This window comes from Segatella hominis (genome assembly GCF_004535825.1).
Classification (GTDB): Bacteria; Bacteroidota; Bacteroidia; order Bacteroidales; family Bacteroidaceae; genus Prevotella; species Prevotella hominis.
The window spans coordinates 22,673-43,188 of sequence record NZ_SGVY01000032.1; the positions used below are offsets into that span (position 1 = coordinate 22,673).

The 20,516-nt window shown below is 45.9% G+C and carries 16 protein-coding genes; 8 read left to right on the forward strand and 8 right to left on the reverse strand.

Going from position 1 to position 20,516, the window contains the following annotated elements:
* The first annotated feature begins 95 nt into the window (after window positions 1–95).
* The 4 genes from EXN75_RS11585 (at window position 96) to EXN75_RS11600 (ending at window position 3,957) form a co-directional block, all read left to right on the forward strand.
* Window positions 96–1,118, forward strand: a complete 1,023-nt coding sequence (locus tag EXN75_RS11585) for an acyltransferase family protein (protein WP_134843942.1) — start codon at window positions 96–98, stop codon at window positions 1,116–1,118.
* 101 nt (window positions 1,119–1,219) lie between these two features.
* Entirely contained in the window at window positions 1,220–2,137 is a 918-nt protein-coding gene (locus EXN75_RS11590; RefSeq protein ID WP_118117620.1) for a decaprenyl-phosphate phosphoribosyltransferase, read from the forward strand.
* Between the two features lie 3 nt (window positions 2,138–2,140).
* On the forward strand, window positions 2,141–3,274 hold the full coding sequence (locus EXN75_RS11595) for an acyltransferase family protein (RefSeq protein ID WP_134843943.1): 1,134 nt from the start codon (window positions 2,141–2,143) through the stop codon (window positions 3,272–3,274).
* A gap of 29 nt (window positions 3,275–3,303) precedes the next feature.
* Window positions 3,304–3,957 carry an HAD family hydrolase gene (locus tag EXN75_RS11600; protein WP_118117655.1) on the forward strand — a complete coding sequence of 218 codons (654 nt, stop codon included), beginning with the start codon at window positions 3,304–3,306 and terminating at the stop codon, window positions 3,955–3,957.
* 166 nt (window positions 3,958–4,123) lie between these two features.
* On the opposite strand, the gene EXN75_RS11605 is transcribed toward EXN75_RS11600, so the two are convergent.
* On the reverse strand, window positions 4,124–5,665 hold the full coding sequence (locus EXN75_RS11605) for a glycoside hydrolase (RefSeq protein WP_134843953.1): 1,542 nt from the start codon (window positions 5,663–5,665) through the stop codon (window positions 4,124–4,126).
* 430 nt (window positions 5,666–6,095) lie between these two features.
* On the opposite strand from EXN75_RS11605, the gene EXN75_RS11610 reads away from it, so the two are divergent.
* The 4 genes from EXN75_RS11610 to EXN75_RS11625 are packed head-to-tail and all read left to right on the forward strand — an operon-like array spanning window position 6,096 to window position 11,922.
* Window positions 6,096–7,439 carry a TolC family protein gene (locus EXN75_RS11610; RefSeq protein WP_246031384.1) on the forward strand — a complete coding sequence of 448 codons (1,344 nt, stop codon included), beginning with the start codon at window positions 6,096–6,098 and terminating at the stop codon, window positions 7,437–7,439.
* 56 nt (window positions 7,440–7,495) lie between these two features.
* Entirely contained in the window at window positions 7,496–8,749 is a 1,254-nt protein-coding gene (locus EXN75_RS11615) for an efflux RND transporter periplasmic adaptor subunit (RefSeq protein WP_134843945.1), read from the forward strand.
* 55 nt (window positions 8,750–8,804) lie between these two features.
* The gene (locus EXN75_RS11620) at window positions 8,805–11,204 is read left to right on the forward strand and encodes an ABC transporter permease (protein WP_134843946.1); all 2,400 of its coding nucleotides are present in this window, start codon (window positions 8,805–8,807) and stop codon (window positions 11,202–11,204) included.
* Between the two features lie 40 nt (window positions 11,205–11,244).
* A complete protein-coding gene (locus EXN75_RS11625; protein ID WP_118117608.1) occupies window positions 11,245–11,922 on the forward strand; it encodes an ABC transporter ATP-binding protein in 678 nt (225 codons plus the stop codon).
* A gap of 38 nt (window positions 11,923–11,960) precedes the next feature.
* On the opposite strand, the gene EXN75_RS11630 is transcribed toward EXN75_RS11625, so the two are convergent.
* From EXN75_RS11630 to EXN75_RS18280, 7 genes are all read right to left on the reverse strand, one after another.
* Window positions 11,961–12,752: a Fic family protein gene (locus tag EXN75_RS11630; RefSeq protein WP_134843947.1), complete on the reverse strand. Its 792-nt coding sequence runs from the start codon at window positions 12,750–12,752 to the stop codon at window positions 11,961–11,963.
* Between the two features lie 136 nt (window positions 12,753–12,888).
* Window positions 12,889–14,121 (reverse strand): sensor histidine kinase, encoded by a 1,233-nt coding sequence (locus EXN75_RS11635; RefSeq protein WP_134843948.1) that lies wholly within the window; start codon window positions 14,119–14,121, stop codon window positions 12,889–12,891.
* 41 nt (window positions 14,122–14,162) lie between these two features.
* Complete coding sequence (locus tag EXN75_RS11640) at window positions 14,163–15,515, reverse strand: sigma-54-dependent transcriptional regulator (protein WP_134843949.1); 1,353 nt, start codon at window positions 15,513–15,515, stop codon at window positions 14,163–14,165.
* Between the two features lie 176 nt (window positions 15,516–15,691).
* Entirely contained in the window at window positions 15,692–17,941 is a 2,250-nt protein-coding gene (locus EXN75_RS11645) for a TonB-dependent receptor (RefSeq protein WP_134843950.1), read from the reverse strand.
* A gap of 219 nt (window positions 17,942–18,160) precedes the next feature.
* A complete protein-coding gene (locus EXN75_RS11650) occupies window positions 18,161–18,526 on the reverse strand; it encodes a hypothetical protein (protein WP_134843951.1) in 366 nt (121 codons plus the stop codon).
* A gap of 530 nt (window positions 18,527–19,056) precedes the next feature.
* Window positions 19,057–19,581, reverse strand: a complete 525-nt coding sequence (locus tag EXN75_RS18275) for a DUF4143 domain-containing protein (protein ID WP_246031385.1) — start codon at window positions 19,579–19,581, stop codon at window positions 19,057–19,059.
* Window positions 19,578–20,351 (reverse strand): ATP-binding protein, encoded by a 774-nt coding sequence (locus tag EXN75_RS18280; RefSeq protein WP_246031386.1) that lies wholly within the window; start codon window positions 20,349–20,351, stop codon window positions 19,578–19,580. The genes EXN75_RS18275 and EXN75_RS18280 overlap by 4 nt, the downstream gene beginning before the upstream one ends.
* Window positions 20,352–20,516: the final 165 nt, after the last annotated feature.

A 20,516-nucleotide genomic window follows, 5' to 3' on the forward strand; every position in this document is an offset into this window, starting at 1 on the left:
CTTTTTTCGTTTTCCACCTCCATAATAAAAATACAAACAAGAAGACAAGAGGATTCTTCACTCTTCGTTCTTCACTCTCCACTTAGCTTACGCCTATGAAGATAAAAGATATAGAACTGGCGAATATCAGCCGATTTCGTGGTGAACTGATGGGAGCAGCCATGCTCTTCATCATCCTCTTTCATGTGGGTTTGCCACGTGAAGATGCTTTCTATGGACTTCGCCGAATGGGAAATGTGGGAGTAGATATGTTTCTCTTCCTCAGCGGAATCGGTCTGTGGTTTTCATGGGTCAAGAATCCTGACGTTAAGCGTTTCTTCATCCGCCGTTATCTCCGCATTTATCCTGCCTGGCTCATCATCGCCTGCCTCTTCTACATTCCCCGTTTTCATGGCGGAAGTACGTGGGACTGGATTTATCTCTTCGGAGAGATTTCCATCAACTGGGGTTTCTGGCTGCACGATGAGTTGAACTTCTGGTACATTCCTGCCACGATGATGCTCTATCTCTTTGCTCCAGGCTATATGGAACTCATCAAGCGCCATCCTATCTACCGTTGGCTGCCTGTGGTCATGGTGATGTGGTGCATCCTGGTGCAATACGTTACTCCTATCCATCAGGCAGTAGGCCATCTGGAGATATTCTGGAGTCGCGTACCTATATTCTTCATCGGAATCAACATGGGCGAGATGGTGCGCCGCAAGGATACGCTCGACGGGGCAAGCATCTGGATGATCTGGATCATGTTTCTGATGACGCTTCTCTCCAGCATCTTCCTGGAGCAGGTGAAGCATGGTCAATTCCCACTCTTTCTGGAAAGAATGCTCTATATCCCGCTCACAGTAACCAGCATTCTGCTGCTCAACCGCATCTTCCGCCGCACTCCGAAATGGGTAAACAAGGCATTCATGTTTGTGGGCGCTTTGAGTCTGGAAGCTTACCTCATCCACATCCACTTCGTACTCTACTATATCGAGAAATGGCATTGGAGCTATTGGCCTACCTTCTTCACCTGCATCGCCATCACGCTCCCTGCCTCCTGGATATTGGCAAAAATCGTGGGCTGGATTTCTAAGGAATTAGGCAAAATCCTGATGGAGAAGGAGAAAGGAGAATGAGAAATTAGAAGGGAGAAAGGAGAACTTTTTTGAAAAGGAAAAAGGACTTTGGAAAAGGGAAAAGAGGAACGAAAGGAAAAAAATAATCAAAATAGGACTTTATGAAAGAAAAAGAAATAGATAATATAGAAAAGGACAGTAAGGGGTTGTCTGCTCTGATGCGCCTCATTCGCCCGAAGCAATGGATTAAAAACGGCTTTATCTTTATGCCGCTCTTCTTTGGCGGAGAACTTTTCAATACCGGCGCCCTGCTGGCAGGAGTCATCGCTTTCTTCGCCTATAGTTTTGCTGCTTCCAGCATCTACTGTTTCAACGACATTTACGATGTGGAGGCAGACCGACGTCATCCTGTGAAATGCCATCGCCCGATAGCTTCCGGAGCCGTATCGGTAAAACAGGCGTATGGACTGATGTTTCTGATGCTGATACTCTCCATCGGTTTCAGCAGTCTGTTGGATGGTTGGAAAACGATGGGCATTATCCTTTTCTACTGGTGCCTGAACTTAGGCTATTGCGCAAAGTTCAAGCAGTATGCCATCATAGACGTCTGCATCGTAGCCTTCGGTTTTGTGCTCCGTCTGCTGGCAGGTGGTGTGGCAACGGGCGTGGTACTGAGCAAGTGGATTGTGCTGATGACCTTCCTCATCACCCTCTTCATGAGCTTTGCCAAGCGCCGCGATGATGTGATAAGAATGGAAAAGACCGGAGAGGCTCCACGCAAGAATACGAGCCGCTACAATCTGACTTTCATCAATCAGGCGATTACCATTACCGCCTCGGTCACTCTGGTCTGCTACATTATGTACACAGTAAGTCCGGAGGTTCTGGAACATTTCCATACCGACAAACTCTATCTCACAACGGTTTTCGTGCTGGTAGGACTCTTGCGCTACATCCAAATAGCAGTTGTTGACCAGCAGAGTGGCGACCCTACCAAGATTCTACTCCGCGACCGCATCACCCAGGTTATCGTAGTAGCCTGGCTTGCAGCCTTCCTGTTCCTCATCTATATCGCATAAGGCATGAAACGGAATACAGATTTAGATTTCATCCGAGCTATTCTCATCATACTGATGATTCTCATCCATATCGTGAGTTTCGGGAATGCTTATCCTCATCTGAAGGCAGGCATTCTCTCGTTCATGATGCCTACCTTTCTCATCATCACGGGTTATCTGGTGAACATCGGGAAAACGAGCAGGCAGTTTGGCAAATATCTGCTTTGTCTGGCTCTGCCATACGTCATCATGGTGACGGGATTTTCCGTGCTCTCCTATTTCCTGCCAGTAAGAGATGGCATTACCGAACTCTCCCTCACACAGATTTGCGAGAAGATTTTCGTCACTTCCATCGGTCCATATTGGTTTATCCAGACCATGATTATCTGTGGAATCTTGTATTACGGGAGCTTCCGGGCTTGTGATATAATCAGCAAATACAGGGGGCGTTGTTCTTGCAGGAATAATAAAGAGAATGATTCTTACAAGAATAGTAAGGAGAATGATTTTTGTAGCAATAGTAAGGAAATTGGGCCTTGCTGCAATAGTAAGGAGAATAATTCTTATAAGAATAGTAAGGGGAATGATTCTTGCAGCAATATAAACAAGGGAAAGACGGAGGAGGAAACCCTGTCTTTAACAACCCGTCTTTTTCTCTTGGCGATTCTGATGCTGCTGATGAGCAAGACCCCAGCTCTGAACATCACGGCTGCCATTTATTATTTTGCCGGAGTCGTTATCCGCCAATGCCGCATCGACTTCAACAAGGTTTTCCGCCCTACTCCCTTGGCGTTCATTCTCTGGCCTTTCATCCTCTGTAGGGAAGACCTCTATGACTGGGGGAACATAGCTGTTGCTTTCTCCTGCTGGTGCTGCATTTCTGCGCTTATGTGGTTGAACCAATATTACAAGTCGCAAATGATAGGAAAGTCCACCTTATTATATATAGGTAAGAACACGTTGCCGATTTATCTCTTCCATCCCATCTTCACAATGGCAGCGAAATTCTATCATCCTCTGTTCGCCTTCGACAAGAGTGAAATCCTCCTGGCTGCTTTTACCATTATCCTTGCCATCGCAGGAAGCATCGCTATTGCCAAGGTTATGGAAAAAACAAAATTGACTTATTTCTTCGGGAAAAAGGAAATACTGAGATAAATGACAAATGAGAAATGAGAAATGAAATGATGAAAAAAGAAAAAATATATTGTTTCGATTTTGACGGAACGCTCACAAAGAAAGATACACTTATCGAGTTTATCAAATTCAGCATGGGGAAGACGCGCTTCCTCATGGGTTTCCTGCTCTATAGCCCCATCCTCGTGCTGATGAAACTGCATCTTTTCCCCAACTGGAAAGCGAAGCAGATTATTTTCAAGCACTTCTTCGGCGGTATGAGCATCGAAGATTTTGATGATTACTGCGTCAATTTTGCTGCTAAAAATCTCTACCTGCTGCGTCTGAGTGGTATTGGAAAAATACAAGAAGCTAAGCGCAAGAAAGAGCGGGTATTGATCGTAAGCGCCAGTATCGACAACTGGGTGAAGCCTTTCTTCGACTTCCAAAACCTAACTGATGTGGAAGTTCTCGGCACCCAGATAGAAATAGCCAACGGTAAAGTAACCGGCTATTTCAAGACCAACAACTGCTATGGCGAGGAGAAAGTTCATCGCATCTGCGAAGCCCTGACTCGTACCATCAATAATGGAAAGGGAGCCTCAACACTCGATTTCGACCGTACACGATATGAAATCGAAGCGTTCGGAGACAGTCGTGGCGATAAGGAAATGCTCGCCTTTGCCGACCAAGGACATTATAAGCCGTTCAGAGATTCTCTCTAAACGGCTTATTTTATTCATATTAGGAATTTATCAATTTCCATGATTGAACAAATTTCTTTATTCATCAAATTCCAGAATTGATTAAACTTCTTTATTCATCAATTCCCATTAAATCCTATAAAACTTTGAAAGAATGGATAAGTCCCCATTTGAGATTGATGTTTGATTAGTCCTGCACAAACGTCGTAATGCTTCGAGGTGCGAGAACTGCCTTCTCCATACATTTTCCTACAGGAGCCAAACTCTCGGAGGAAACATCGCTGGTGCGATACATTTCCCACTCCATCCGGCTCATTCCTGCCACCTGCAACGTAATAGGTTTGACGTTCTCAGAATAATTGATTGCCACCATCACCCATTTTCCATCCACATTTCTATAGGCAGAACACATCACGCCCCGAGGATCATTATATCCCTCCTCCACCTGCTTTCCGGATGCATCAGTAGCAGAAATGTCGTAGCGCTGGGCACCAGGACGGATAAAGCGGGAATAGTTGCCCAAAGCCCAGAGGAGTTTGGAATCAACTGCCCAACCGGTTTGCCAGCCATCCTTACTGTAGATGCGGAGCAATCCATCGCGATAGTCGCCACCAGCAGCACGCCACCAGCTCCAGCTTTCGGCGTTGGCATAAACCAGGTCGTGATGGATAATGCGGGCTACGTAGAGAGCGGTCTTCATGGAGAAATCATAACCTCCGCCACCGCCTATTTCTTCATCATTACCCATGATGCAAGTCTCGGTCTGCCAGAACTTAATGCCCTTCTGTCGGCAGGCTTCCCTTATCTGCATACGCACTTCACGCATATAAGGTACAGGCGTATTGGTCCAATAACTGTGACCACCTATCAGCATCGGCACCTGCTTTACGTTGCCCAAGTAGGTTTTCGTACTGTCTTTGGTAAAGAAAGCGTTGATTTCATAACCCCTCTGCCAGTCGGTCTCATGCGTAGCCAACATACAGCGGTAATCGCTCGACTCGTTGATGAGGATTTGCGTATTCATTTTTTCCTTCACCAAGGCCTTGCTCAATTCTCTTACCACCCGGGCCACCTCACGGTTGGTAGCAGGACTTCCCTCCTGCTTCGGTCCCGTCCAGTTCCAATGTCCATCGGGTTCGTTGATCGGACTCATATAGTCGATGTGGATACCGTCGTGCTCCTCAATCCCCTTGAGCGAAGTGGCGATAAACTTTCCAAACTTCTGATAGCAGTCGTCTTTCAGGTTGATGGTTCCTCCCCGTCCGGTATTCGTGGCGAGTCCATTTTGCGTATAAAAGACGGGAGCAGAATTGCAGAAAGCCAGCAAATAAGGAACTCCTCTCTGCTTGGCGAGTTTCAGGAAGCGTCGTTGCCCCGCCTGCTTATTCCAGTCGTAGGTTCCATCGGCATTCAGAAAGCATTGGGTTCGGGTTCCTCGCTGAATCTGCGAAGCCTCTCCCTGTTCCTCGCTTCCTGCGCCCAGATTGAATCTCCAGAGCGACAGACCAATTCCCTTCGGTTTCCCCATCTCATCATTTTCCACGGAAAACAACCAGTCTGCTATCTGCTCCTGTTGCTTTTCTGGCCAGAGACCGAGAAACTGCATACTCCACGCATCACTTGCGCCAAAGTGCTGGATATGCTGCTCTGGCAAAGTAGGAAGAATGGTAAAATGAACCGCCTCTCCTTGCGCCGGCAAGAAAGAAAGGCTGAACGCCACAGTTGCCATCAGGCATTTTGAGTTCCTCTTCCAGGGCATCATCTTCTTGTCTTTTTTCATATCTGATTTTCTGTTATTCTATTAAACTTATGCACGTCTCCAAGGGACTTTTTGCTTAATCCACCACTCCTTTTTTATAAAGGTAGTTTCTGCTGCAAAGATAATGCAAATGAGCGCAATGAAAACTTGTTTTCAAATTGCCGAGTGCAGCTTATCTTATGCAAAGATAAGACTTTTAGCGAAATTCTCAAAATATTTCAGAATAAATATATCGAAATCCGTAAATTGTTAGATTGCAATCTACTGTCCAAGAATTAGACGGTTATGTCTAATTATTAGACAGCTTACTTATTGACTATTTCACATAACAACCTGATTATCAGCATGATTAAAATATTGGCACGGCTCTTGTCCTTATCATGCCAAAATGAAGAAGATTATGAAAAAAATAGGAATATTGATAGGATGGCTGGTCTGGGCGGCTGGAGTCTCGGCACAGAGCTGGAGCCTTGACGACTGCATGAAATACGCCGTGGAGCACGCTACGGAGGTGAAGCGTGAGGTGGTACATGCCCGCCAGCGCAAGCAGGATTACCAGCATGCCGTGGCAGGATTCCTGCCTACCGTTACGGGCGGCGTGCAGGGACAGTACGCCTGGGGACGAAACATCGACCCGGAAACCAATACTTATAATAATGTAACGACATTCAACAACTATTATCAGCTTTATGCCGAACTGAATGTCTTCGATGGTTTCGCCACCATCAACGCCTTGAAACAGGCTAAGCTGAGCCGGGATTATTCAGCCACGGCGATGCAGAAGATTCAGGACGACCGTGCCATCGACGTGATGCAGAAATATGTGGATGCTGCCTATGCTGAGACAAGTATTCAGATAGCAAGCGAGAAACTGAACGAAAGCAAGCGGATGTTAGTTAAGATGAAGCGCCTGTATGAACTGGGCGAGAAAGGCCGCCCGGATGTGGTGCAGATGGAATCGCAGGTGGCGGAAGACGAATACAATCTTACGCATCAGGAGAATGTGGCAAAACAGAGTCTGCTCGCCTTGAAATCTGCGATGAATTTTCCGATGGATGAAGAGCTGAAAATTCTGATTAATGAGGAGCAGAATTTGAAGTTAACGTCTGATAATAAAGAGGTTCCTGAATCTGGAGTAAACTACGAAACCGTTTACCAGGGTTTCCAGCATATTTCTCCCGATTTGAAGTCGGCAGAATACGAAGTGGAGCGGGCACGGTATGATTACAAGATAGCAAAAGGCAGATTGCTGCCATCACTCTCTCTCGGTGGCGGCATTTCTACCAACTATTACAAGAATCTCTCTCAGAAAGGGCAATACGATGGGTTTGCCTCTCAGTTTCGCAACAACCAGGGCGAATACCTCGCATTGACCCTTTCCATACCTATTTATAATAGTGACCGCTGGCACAGCGTGAAGAAGGCACGCAACGACTGGCAACTGGCACAGGTAAACCTGGAGGAAACCCGTCGCAAGCTTCACGACCAGATAGCCCTGGCGGTGATGGATGCAGAGGGTTACGCCAAGGAGTTGCATCAGATGCAGAAGAAGGTGGCCTCCGATTCGCTCGCCTATCACATGTCGAGCTGGAAGTTTGAAGAAGGAATGCTTTCCACCTTCGATCTTCATACCGCAGCCCAAACGCTTCTGGAAAGCAGAATCAAAGAACTCCAGATGCAGATGCTGCTCATTATCAAACAGAGATTGGTTGCTTATTACCAGGGAGAAAATTTAATTAAATAAACCTGGAGAATGCAAGTGAATTCTTCACTTTTCGTTCTTCACTCTTCACTTAAATTATGGATATAAAGATAGAAAAGAAAAAATATCTCGTGCCTCGCAAGTATTGGGCATGGATTGGCGGAGGAGCGGTTTTGATCGCAGTCCTCATTTGGTTGGGATTGAGCAATTTCTCTTCCACCCTGAAGGTGGACAGGAAGGGATTGAGCATCGGAACTGTGGAGAAGGCGCAGTTCAACGATTATGTTTCGGTGGATGGACAGGTGGTTCCTATCTCCGTGGTGCAGATCAGTTCCGAGGAAGGCGGTATTGTTCTGGAGAAAGTGGTGGATGAAGGTGCCCACGTGAACAAGGGCGATGTGATCGTGAAACTGAGCAATTCGAATCTCGACCTGGAAATTCTGAATGCCGAAAGTGAACTTGCCGAAAAGCAGGACATGCTTCGCAACACCCAGATTTCGATGGAGCAGGACCGTCTGAACAATAGCAACGAGGAACTGTCGCTTTCGCAGGATGTCATTACCAAGCGCCGCTCCTATCAGCATCAGGAGGCGTTGCACAAGGAAGAACTCAATTCGCGCGAGGAATATCTGAAGGCTAAGGAAGATTACGACCTTGCCGTCAAGAAGCATGCGCTCATCAGCAAGCGATTGAAGAAGGATGCACAGCTCCGCCGTTCGCAGATGGATCAGATGGGCGATAATCTGGAAGCCATGCAGAAGAATGTGCAACTGGTTCGCCAGCGCAAGGAGAAGCTGAACATCCGCAGCACCATATCGGGTGAGATAGGCTTGCTCGATGTGGAGTTAGGACAGAGCATCCAGGCTGGACAGAAGATTGGAGTCATCAACGACCTCAGCGATTTCAAGGTGCAGGCGCAGGTGGATGAGCATTACATCGACCGGGTAAAACCGGGACTTACTGCTACCTTCAACCAGAACGGCAAGCATTATCTCCTGCAGGTCCGCAAGGTTTATCCCGAGGTAAGAGACGGCAGATTCCGCATCGATTTCATCTTCAAAGGCGTTCGACCTGGCAACATCCGAACCGGTCAGACCTATTATGTAGATTTGCAGCTCGGTCAGTCGAAGCAGGCAATAATTATCCCTAAAGGCACGTTTTATAGTGTAACGGGCGGTCAATGGATTTTTGTTTTAGACAAGAGTGGCAAGAAGGCTTATCGCCGCAAGATAACCATCGGTCGCCAGAATCCTCAGTATTATGAGGTGATTGAGGGCTTGGAGCCAGGCGAGCAGGTTATCGTTAGCGGCTATGAGGCCTATAAGGATAATGAAATTCTAATGTTAAATTAGAAATGAGAAATTAGAACTGTGAAATTGGGGCATACGCCCTTATATACAATATACGATGAAACATATTATTAACGCATTCAAGAATCTGCCTCGGAGGGGCCAGCATAATTTCGTGAAGATCTTGTGTCTGGCGCTCGGATTGGCAATCAGTTCGGTAATTATTGCCGAGATTTATTTCGAGCAGACTTACGATACGTATTTCCCTGGATGGGAAAGGACGTATCAGATTTCAGAAGTGGGCAGTATGCCAAGCTTCAATGGTAGTAAACCTTTTAGTTTTAACCAGACATCTGGAGCGATTGCCCCTGGTGTGAAGGATTATGCTCCAATGGTAGAAGCTGCTACAAGATTTGTTGATATGGATAAAGAACAATGTAAGTTGGAAAATCAAAACAGCATGGAGGCTAACGTTTTGATGGCAGACAGTTGTTTCTTTGATATTTTCCCGCAAAAGATATTGATGGGAAAGGCAAAGGAAACTTTATCTCGTCCGCTATATTGCATGATTGATTCCAAATTGGCAGAGCAAATGGGAGGAAATGTGGTAGGCAAGCATTTTACTATTCCTGAATATCCAGACAAAACATTCACTATAGGTGGCATTTTCGAAAGCTTTCCTTGGGGCGCATCTCTACATAACAGACAAATTCTGGTGTCTTTATGCAGTATAGGAGACCTTTGGGGCTATGATGGCAGAAATCAATGGGTGGGAAATGACAACTATTTCTCTTACATCCGTTTGGCGAAAGGACATGAAATAAGTGAACTTCGTCCTTACATCACAAAAATGAAAAAAGACCATTTTACTGCAGTGGCGACTCAAACGCCAGGATTCACCCTTGACTATGAATTTACCATACTCAGCAAGGTGTTTACCCAGAATTCTTATATCAAGATGATGGGATGGATTTTAGGCATTATAGCTTTCGTGTTGCTCTTCACTTCCGTGATGAACTATCTGCTTATCATCGTAGGAAATCTCGTGACTCGCTCTCGTGAGATGGCTGTCCGAAAATGTTATGGTGCAGAACCAAAGAATATTCATGCCATTATCTTTTCCGAGGCTTTGGTGCATGTGGGGTTGGCGGTAATCCTTGCTGCTGTTCTCGTGTTTCTTTGCAAGGGAACCATCGAGAATTTCCTCTCTGCCCCGGTAAGCACGTTGGTGTTCAATCGTGGCAGTTGGATATTGGTCTCCATCTGTTTATTGGTATTGTTGGTTGGTGGATTGGTTCCAGGTTGGCTCTACAATAAGATTCCCGTTGCCATTGCATTCCGAGGATATAATGAAAACCGTAACCGTTGGAAGTTAGCTCTTTTAGGTGTACAGTTCGTTATTTCGGGCTTACTCTTTAGTTTGCTGTTTGTTGTCAATCAACAGTATAGTTTGATGGTGAATATGAATCCTGGTTACAATTATGAGAATGTGGCTATCGTACATGTGGATGCTATCAATGGTGATCAACGCAGTCGATGTTTGTCTGAAATCAAGCGTATGCCGGATGTGAAGGAGGTAGCCTCTGCTTATTCTCTTCCGTTGGAAAGCTATGCGGTAAGTGGAAATAATGTGCAGTTGCCAGATGATAGAAAGTCGATTCAGCTTATCCATGATGCAGGGGGAGTAGATGACAACTATTTCAGGATGATGGGAATCGACTTTGTGCAAGGTTCGTTCTTTACAGAACGCAATGACAGTTCTCGCCAAGTGATTATTGATGAGGCTTTGGCTAAGAGATTAACTACACTCGGACATTGGAAAGATGGGGCTGTAGGAAAACGAATTTGGATTTCTGCACATTGTAATCAGGATGAAACGATGACGATTTGTGGTGTTGTCAAGAATATCAAATATGGAACAGTTACTTCTGAGGGCGCAGAGTTCAAGAATATATCATACGTATATTTCTATGCTCCTTGGACAGCTTCTTATATGCTCGTCAAGTTCAATAATCTGACGGAAGATGCCTTAACAGAGTTGAGAAATAAAGTGCAGTCGATGTATCCAAATAATGCCGTGACGGTACTCGACTATGAATCCGAGTTCAAGACACAGTATGCTTCCCAGCTCAATTTCCGCAACGGAATCTTGGTTGCAGGCATCGTAACGATGATCATCGCCCTCTTCGGATTGGTGGGCTATACGAGTGATGAGGTGAACCGCCGCCGCAAGGAGATTGCAATCAGAAAGGTGAACGGGGCGAAGGTGAAGGACATTCTTCGCATCTTCCTAAAGGACATCATAAAGATAGCCTTGCCTTGCATCTTCGTGGGCGACTTGGGGGCTTGGCTGATAGCCAGACAATGGCTCATGTCGTTCAGCGAGAAGATTACGATGACGCCTTTGTTGTTTATCGGCGTTACCATCATCTTGCTCGTCATCATCGGGCTTTCCGTCGTCATCAACTGCTACAAGGTGGCGAATAGTAATCCGGTGAAATATCTCAAGGATGAATAATATTAAAAGTAAAAAGGTAAAAAAGTAAAAAGATAAGAAAATGCTTAAAATAGAGAATCTTTGCAAGTCTTTCCGCACAGAAGATGTGGAGACGATTGCTTTAAATAATGTATCTTTCACAGTAGAAGACGGCGAGTTTGTCGCCATTATGGGACCATCCGGTTGTGGCAAATCCACCTTGCTCAACATCCTCGGTTTGCTCGACAACCCAACTTCGGGAAAATATTTTCTGGGTAATCACGAGGTGGCAAACCTGAAGGAAAAAGAGCGCACGGATGTGAGAAAGGGAGAAATCGGATTTGTGTTCCAGAGCTTCAACCTGATAGATGAATTGAATGTAGAGGAGAACATCGAACTTCCTCTTACTTACCTCAACATTCCGAAGGCGGAGCGCAAGGCAAAGGTGCAGGCGATTATGAAGCGAATGGCCATCAGCCATCGTGCCAAGCATTTCCCTCACCAGCTATCAGGTGGTCAGCAACAGCGAGTAGCCATTGCCCGTGCCGTGGTCTTTGGTCCGAAGCTCATCCTTGCCGATGAGCCTACGGGTAACCTCGATTCCAAGAATGGTGCCGAGGTGATGCATCTGCTTACCGAGCTGAACCACGAGGGCACCACCATCGTCATGGTAACGCATAATGAGCATGATGCCAAGATAGCCCATCGCACCATCCGCCTGTTTGATGGACAGATTGTGGAGGAGGGCAATCAGCTTTAGTGTTTCTGTCACTTCTGAGCGTATGACGCTATGCTTCATCAGAAGAGGAATGTCATAAATCGCTTGGTGTTAGCCTCTTTCTGCTTCAGCTCTTCTTCCATTCTCTGTATTGCCATCTTGAAGAAGAAGCGGATGAGGTGCTCGTCGGTTGCTTCCGTACGAATCATGCGGAGGGCAGAAATGTATTCCTGGCGAGCTTCGGATGGGATGATGAGGAGAGGATGATTCAATCTTAAGAGAATGTAGTTGCTGATGAGTCGTCCTGTTCTTCCATTCCCATCACGGAAGGGATGAAGATATTCGTAGAAGCCATGAAAACGGGCGGCAAGAATCATGGGATGAACGGCAGCCGAAATGATGGCTTTTTCGGTAGATTCCAACAGCTTGGGAACTCTGGCGATGAGTTCTTCGTGGTCGCCAAATACCGTATCGCCTGCAGCCATGTCCGTGGTGGTGTATTCGCCCGGAATGGCTTCTGGAGAACGGTAGGAAAGCGTGTGGCTGGTAACCCGCCTGTTGATTTCTTTCAGAAGATTCTCGTCGAGTGGATGCTGCGAGTTTTGCATCACGTACTCGAAGGCTTCGAAGTGGTCGAGCATTTCGAAAGCCTCGAAAAGAGTCTTTCCGGCAGGAATCATCCCTAATCCTTTCTCCTTCAGTTCCCGAGTATCATCTACGGAGAATGAGTTGCCTTCAATGGCGCACGAATGGGTAGAGAAGAGTACTTCATTATATTTGATGTACTCTTCTCTATCCATTTTATTGATGATAAGGGTTTGATATTTTCCTCTCAAATCCTCGTATTCCTTGATTTCCTTTTCGAATGCCATAATCTTCTGTAAGTAATTATATGACTAACTCTAATATGGTCTTATCGTCGGTTGACATAAGCTTAATCTTTTATAAAGGCAAAGATATGGTAAAAAAGCGAAAGTGCCAAACTTTCCTCCCCCAAATTATACTTTTTTATGGGATGATGATGCGGAAGGTGGTGATTCCCTGTGCCTTGTCCTGATGGAGCGAGAGACTGCCGCCGCTTACTCGCATGATCTGGCGGGAAAGGGAGAGCCCGATTCCGCTTCCTTCCGGCTTCGTGGTGAAGAACGGGATGAAGATGTGAGAGGCTACATCTACGGGGATGAGACCGGCGTTGTTGCTCACGTCGATGATGATGGATTCCTGGGCATTGGTGTAGGCTTGGAGACGGATAAATGCCTTCTTGCTTGCCGCGGATTGCAAATCTGCGGAGCGGCATTCCTGCTTGTTCCTACCCTGCTCATTTCCATCTTGCTTGTTTCTTTCTGCAGATAACTTTCCCTTTTCCTTGAAAGCTTCTACGGCATTTTTCAGAAGATTCGTTACAACGTGAGAGAGGAGACTCTCATCGGCGTAAACCAGCAAATCCTTGGGAGAAACCGAAATCTCTACTTCGTGGTTGCAGAGCAACGCCATTCTTTCCAGGAATGGTTCCACATAGAAAAGAGCAGGCTGAGGCTGGGGAACATGGGTGAAGCGGCGATAGTTGTTGACGAAAGCCAACAGCTCGGTTCCTGTTTTGTGGATGGTTTCCAAGCCTTGCTTCAAGTCTTTATCCTCTGTAACTCGGGTAAGCAGAGTCTCGCTCAGCGAAGTAACCGGTGTGATGGTATTCATGATTTCATGGGTCAGCACACGAATCAGTTTAATCCAAGAATCCACCTCCTGATTGCTCAGCTCGTGGCTCACGTCGCTTAGGGCGATGATGCGCACGTGCTTGTCTTTCAGCATGGCTTGCGTCTCATGTTTTGCCAGGTGTTCATCCTTCAGTTTTCCTTTTACCTGGTTCATGTGGGTAAGCACATCCGTATCGAGCAATCGGAGGGCTGCCTGGTTGTGCTGCAGGATATTATCATGACTATCTACCACCAGTATGCCCGTATCTACTGCATTCAGAATCTGCTCGTAATATTTCTCCCGCTCCATCTGTTCCTCTCTCGTATGTTGCAGGAAGAGCTTGATGCGGTTGAGTGATTTGTGCAGAATCTTATCTTCCTTAAACCCCTTCTCCGTAGGAAAGTTGAAGGAGAAATCCCCATTATCTATCGCATCAAAAAGGAAGGTTACCTTCTTGATGTTGCGGCGATAGTGGCGGTAGAGGCGAATGTAACCCACTACAGCCACGAGCAAAAGCACGATAATAATCACCTTATTAATATCCATACCTCAAAAAACTATAGAATTCTTCACTTTTCGTTCTTCACTTAAATCCCATATCGCTTAATCTTATTATAAAGCGTCTGGCGAGAAATACCTAACCTTGCGGCTACCACCGACAGATTTCCCTCACATTCCCTGATGGTTTTCTCTATCATTCTGCTCTCCATCTCATCGAGCGTCTGAACCTCTTCCAGAGGCTTCTCTCTTCTCTGCTGGTTTCCGCCGTCAATATCTTCGGCAGAAATCATTCCGCCATCAGACAGAATCACGGCCTTTTCGATGGCGTGCTGAAGTTCACGTATGTTGCCATACCATGGCAAACTGGTAAGTTTTTTCTCTGCTTCTTCCGAAAGACGGAGATTCTCCTTATTATATAAATCGCCATATTGACGGAGGAATCTTTCTGCCAATGGAACGATGTCTGATTTTCTCTGTCTCAGGGCAGGCAATTCCAGATGGATGGTGTTGATGCGATAGAGCAGGTCCTCTCTGAATTCGCCATCGTTTACCATCTGCTGCAGGTTGCGGTTGGTGGCGCAAACCAGTCGTACGTTGATGGGAATCTGCGTGCTTCCCCCCACTCTTACGATGCTTCTGCGTTGCAGGGCGGTAAGGAGTTTTGCCTGAAGACTGTAGGATAGGTTTCCTATCTCATCCAGGAAGATGGTACTGCCGTCGGCAAGCTCAAACTTGCCCGGTTTATCCACCTTGGCATCAGTAAAAGCACCCTTCACATGACCGAAGAGTTCGCTCTCGAAAAGGGTTTCCGTAATGGCTCCCATATCCACAGGCAGCATCTTTTTCGCACTTCTTGTGGACATACGATGTATTTCATTAGCCAATACCTCTTTACCCGTTCCGTTTTCGCCCGTAATGAGGATGTTTGCATCAGTTGCGGCAACTTTTTCCACAATACTTCTCAAATTGTTCATAACTTCGCTATCTCCCCAATACATCATGCCAGTCGAATCATTTCCACCTTTTCTGCTGATAGCTTTATCTGTAGGCTTGTTCTTATCCCTTGCCTCTATCAGCGTACGAACCAATTTCTCATTTTCAAAAGGCTTCACGATGAAGTCGGCGGCACCTTCCTTGATGCCTGTTACGGCAAGTTGGATGTCGGCATAGGCGGTAAAGAGCACCACTTCGGTTTTCGGGTTGAGACTCTTGATTTCCCTGAGCCAGTACAATCCCTCGTTGCCAGAATTGATTCCGCTGGAGAAGTTCATGTCGAGCAGCACCACATCGGGGTGCTCCTCTCTCAGTTTGGCTGGGATGGAGTTAGGGTTGGCGATGGTGATGATGCCATCGAATATGGGTTCCAGCAGCATCCTTACCGTAGTAAGAATGTTGCGGTTGTCATCAACAATCAATATCGTTCCTTGTTTCTTAATCATGGTGCAAAGTTACGAAATATCATAGAAAAGTGGTCATTATTGTCTAATAATTAGACGAAAAAATGCCGATAGTGGCGCCAAAAGTTACTTTTCCTGCAGCTTTTGGCACCCTTATCGGCACTTGTTTATTCAAAATTCTGATTCCTGATGAGGAATTGCTTATTCTAAAAGGGGAATTACAACTCTATCGGAACCACTACTTTTATGCTGAAGTTGCGGCCCATATTGTAAACGCCTCTTCTGCCCGTCACCTGGTTTACGTCAAGATACTTGAGACGGCTCAGGTGGTTCTGGTAAGCACGGTTGGTAAGGTTCTCACCCGAAAGATAGAGCGAGAGAAGGCGTTTGCCATGAAGCTTCACATCGGTTCCTGCATACATATTTAATAAGGTATAGGATGGCGTAGCGGTCTCCATATCGTTGGCTGCGAAATAATGGTTCTGGCGGAGATTGCAATCCATCTCCAGTTTGACAAAGAGATGCTCGAACATCTTGCTGTTGCAGAGGAACTCATACCTTACATCCGAAACCCAACGAGGAGCTGGGGTGAATGGCAGATACTTCGATTCGGATGGCTGATGCAACTGTACGGAGTTGACATACGAGAAGGTGTTGCAGAAATGAAGATGCTCCAACAGATGAACATCGACGCTTGCCTCACCACCTAAGACGCGGGCGTCGCCCGAAGTAAACTGATAGGCAGGCGTGTCGTCGATAAGGACAGGCTGATTATTCTCATCTGCCAACTTCTCGCTATAGATGTAATGGTTGATGCGATTGGCAAACAGAGAAAGGGAAGCCGAGATGATAGGCGAAGAATAATCCAGACCAAGGTCGAATTGCCAGCTGTTCTCTGGCTTCAGACGGGTGTTTCCCAACTCATATCGCTGGGTTCCCTCGTGCACGCCATTCGAAGACAATTCGCTGATATTTGGAGCACGGAATCCTCTTGCTAAGTTCAACTTGATATTGAAATCGGGCAGGATTTCGTAAGCCAAGCCGATGCTTCCGGTCACTCCCACAAAGCTTCGCTTAAAGGCTTGGAAACGGAAAGAATCATTCAATTCAGAACCATTCGATTCAGAACCATTCGATTCAGAACGATGCGATTCTGCATCATCCTCTTCTCTCAAAGCCTCGCTGTGCAGATGGCGATGATCGTATCTGATGCCGCCGCTCAGGTTCAGTTTGCCTATCTCCTTGCTCACCGTGGCAAATACACCATAATCGAAGAGATGATAGGCTGGAATCAGGAACTCAGAACCTTTATTAATCGACTGCTGCCACATGCCGTTGATGCCCATAGAGAACTTCCATCCATTCATTTCCGGCGAGAGATAATGCAGATCGTAATTCACGGTATGGAGCATGAAGTCGAGTCCGCATTCCTTCGGATTCTCTTCCTCCTCAAACTCCTGACGGCGGTTCTGCTGATAACCCAGAAGGAACTTCAGATTGCCGTCGCCCAGGAACCAGGAATTATCAAGTACAGCCTTGTAATGACGAATCTGCTGATAAGGCATCGGCTTGCCGTAACTCTTGGCATCGTAGCCTTCCGGAATTTCCAGTTCGCCCGTTTTCTCATCTCTTTCTCCCTCTACGATGCCCGGAGTGAGATGATAATAATCGAGTGTGAGATGCGAATGTCCCTGGCGATAATTCCAGCCGAGGAGCTGTGAAAGGGCCTGTTCTCGGAGTGATGAACCGAAGACGTAACCATCGTATTTGTTCTTGTAGGCATGCGCCATCTTTCCGCTGTAGCGGGTGTTCCATACAAATCCGCCCTGGTTGCCGGCAAAGTTGAGCGAATAATCGAAAAGTCCGTTGTTGGTTTGATAACCGGTAGAGAAATTTGCTCTCATGTCGCCTTTGGCAAGCGTTGGAGCAGAATGGAAGATGAGTACGCCAGCCATCGCATCCGAGCCATACATAAGACTTGCCGGACCTTTCAGAATCTCTACGGAATGCACCGAAGCCGGGTCAATTTCTATTCCGTGTTCATCGCCCCATTGCTGTCCTTCCTGTCTGATTCCATCGTTTACCACGACCACGCGGTTATAGCCCAGGCCACGGATCACAGGCTTTGAAATTCCGCTTCCCGTGGTAATCTGCGAAACGCCTGGCTGGTGGGCGATGGCGTCGATGATGTTGGTTGAAGGTTGCATTTCGAGCTGGCGGGCAGAAACGAAGGAGATAGGTGCAGGCGATTGCTTCAGTTTCTGGCTGCCCGTCAATCCCGTAACCACCACTTCATTCAGTTTCACGCTCGATTCCGTCAGCGGCTGGTGTCTGGTAGAATCGTTTGCCTCTTCTTCATGAATGTTAGCTTCCTTCTTATCATGATTTGCTCTGTTTATAGCCATAGCAGGGGCTGTTGCCGATGAGCATAGACTCATCAGCAATATTGCTTTCAATATTGTTCTCATTATTTATTTTTATTACCTTATTTTATTCTTTTTCCTATCGATTAGAGATAAATCATCTGGGATTCATCGCGCAGAGCCTATTCGCCTGCAACTAATCATATAGAGACTATTCAGCTGGGATAAATCGTATAGAAACAATCCTGCTGAGATTCATCGTTTAGAGATAAATCTTCCGGGATTCATCGTTTAGATACAATCAATCCTTTAGAAGAAAAACAATTAGTGAAAAAGATAATAAGGTGGAGCACGGGTAGATTTTACCCCCTTCGCCCTACACAAGCAAGGAGAGCAGTAGGCACGGCGAGGGGAGAAATGAAGCACGGCGAGGGCAACCCAAACCACGAGGGATGGAGCCAGATAAGGAGTGCTTTGCAATTGGCAGAGCACACAGTCGTGCATGGTATTCTGCAGAGCTATCAGATGCCCGTCGTGATGAATATGATGGGCGCAATCTGCACAATAGAAACCAGCCTGACTTCCCTGCGCTTCCCCATGATGGTGAAACGTAACAACCAACAGCATCGGTATATAAACCAATAGCAGCAGCCAGGAAATTCTGATTCTCTTATGCGTTATCCTCTGCATTTATCTACAGTATCTGTTTTTATTTGCAAATTTAATCATTTCTGTCGGGATTATTCTTAGGATTCCGATATTTTAACAAAGATTATTTGTTTTTCAGCAGGAAAGCCATGTAGAGGGGAAGAATGAGAGTTTGTGCTCATCACTCTTCCATTCTTTGAGATATTTCTCGATTTTTCGTTTAAACATCTGTTTTCTAATGATTTATGATGTATTACTCTTGATACTGTGCACGTTTTTTAAGGGACTTTTCTTGAATTTGTGCACGTTTTTCAAGGGACTTTTTGCTCTATTCTGCCACTTTTTCAAGGGACTTTTGGTTGCAAAAATACAAACTTTCCTTTTAAAAGGGAAAGAAAACGGCAATTATTTCTTTTTAGAAAGGAGAGTTTTTCCTTTCTCTCCTATTATTTTTGTACTTTTGCAACATTATTTTAAAAATAGGCGTACCCGATTCCAGGGGGATGTTGTATTATGAACAAAGTAGAATCATAAAAACAAGAAAAATGATGAAAAGAACGACTTCCCTTTTCCTATTCCATCTCCCATATCGGCATAACCTCAATCCTTATTCCGTCTCGTTCGAAGGTCTCCCGTTGGGAGGAAGTGATGATTTTACCCTGTTTGCAGCCTGTAACAGAGGAGGCAGCTATCAAGCCTCCTATCTCTCGTTCTACGTTATCATCATTCAATGTCCAGCAGACTTGTATCAGCTCAGCTACACGCTCGCCCTTTTTCACAACGAAGTCGCATTCCTTCGATTCATAGAAGTAGAATATCCCGTCCTCTTCTCCAAGTGTTCTCTCTAAGTTGAGATAAACAATATTCTCCAAAGCCTTGCCTGCATCTTCGCTCTCAGGCAATAATACGGCATTGCGCAGGGCAATGTCTGCCACATAATACTTGGCAGGAGCAGAACGCTGTTTTACCATCGACTTATCGTATTTTTCCACTTTGCGAAACATGAAAATGTTGCAAGCATAGTCGAGCCACAGATAGAGGGAATCCTTGGAGACCTTTAAGCCTTGCGATTTCAAGTCGTTATAAATATTGTTCACGCTAGTCGGCTTCGTGAGATTGTCATCACACGCTTTAAGAAATAACGCACCACCGAAGGAGAAGCTCCGATATGATAATGCTCCACCATATCCCTGAAGAGCATGGTGTTGAAGTAAGACTGCAGGATTTTTACTTTTTCCATCTTGCTTTTTTCGAGAACTACCTCTGGAAAACCGCCCTCCTCGCAATAACCGCGGAAGGAGACAGCCATCTTTGCCTTTCCTGCTTCGCTAAATGGATTTGCCTTGGTGCCTTTGAACGCCAAATATTCCTTGAAACTCAAAGGATACTCGCGATATTCGTCAGGCCATCCTCGCAAAGCGGAAGCCATTTCTTCTGAAAGCATCTTGGCTGTGCTACCTGTTATATAGATATGCTTGCAATAATTCTTATACACCCGGAGAACAAAGAGTTCCCAGCCCTCTATGAGTTGTATCTCATCAAAAAACATATAAACATCCTTAAGCGATGTGTCAGGATACATTTCACGATAAGCTTGCAGCAATTCATCGAAATTTTCGGGCGACATGGAAAGAAAACGTTCATCGTCGAAACCTACATAGAGGATGCGCTCTTTTGGAATTCCTTGTTGTAGCAGGCGATTAATCGTAAGTCCCAATAATGATGACTTTCCGCAACGGCGAATGCCAGTAACAGTCACGATGCGGTTTCCATCCAACGGAAGTTGGGTGCTTCTCTCTTGCAAGGCAAAAGGTAATTCCTCTTGGTGCAAGGAAATGATTGACTGAAATGTGCTGCGTAGTTCCATTTGTGTACCTTCTTTATTACTGATTATTTTATTGTTAACCTCAAATCCGCAACCTATAGGGTTTAGTGGGATTTTGCTTGCAAAGCGACAAAATTCATTTTATTGTACATATTTCTTGCACAACAGAAATGTCGCAGACACAAAATCCCCTTACCCCATAAAGCG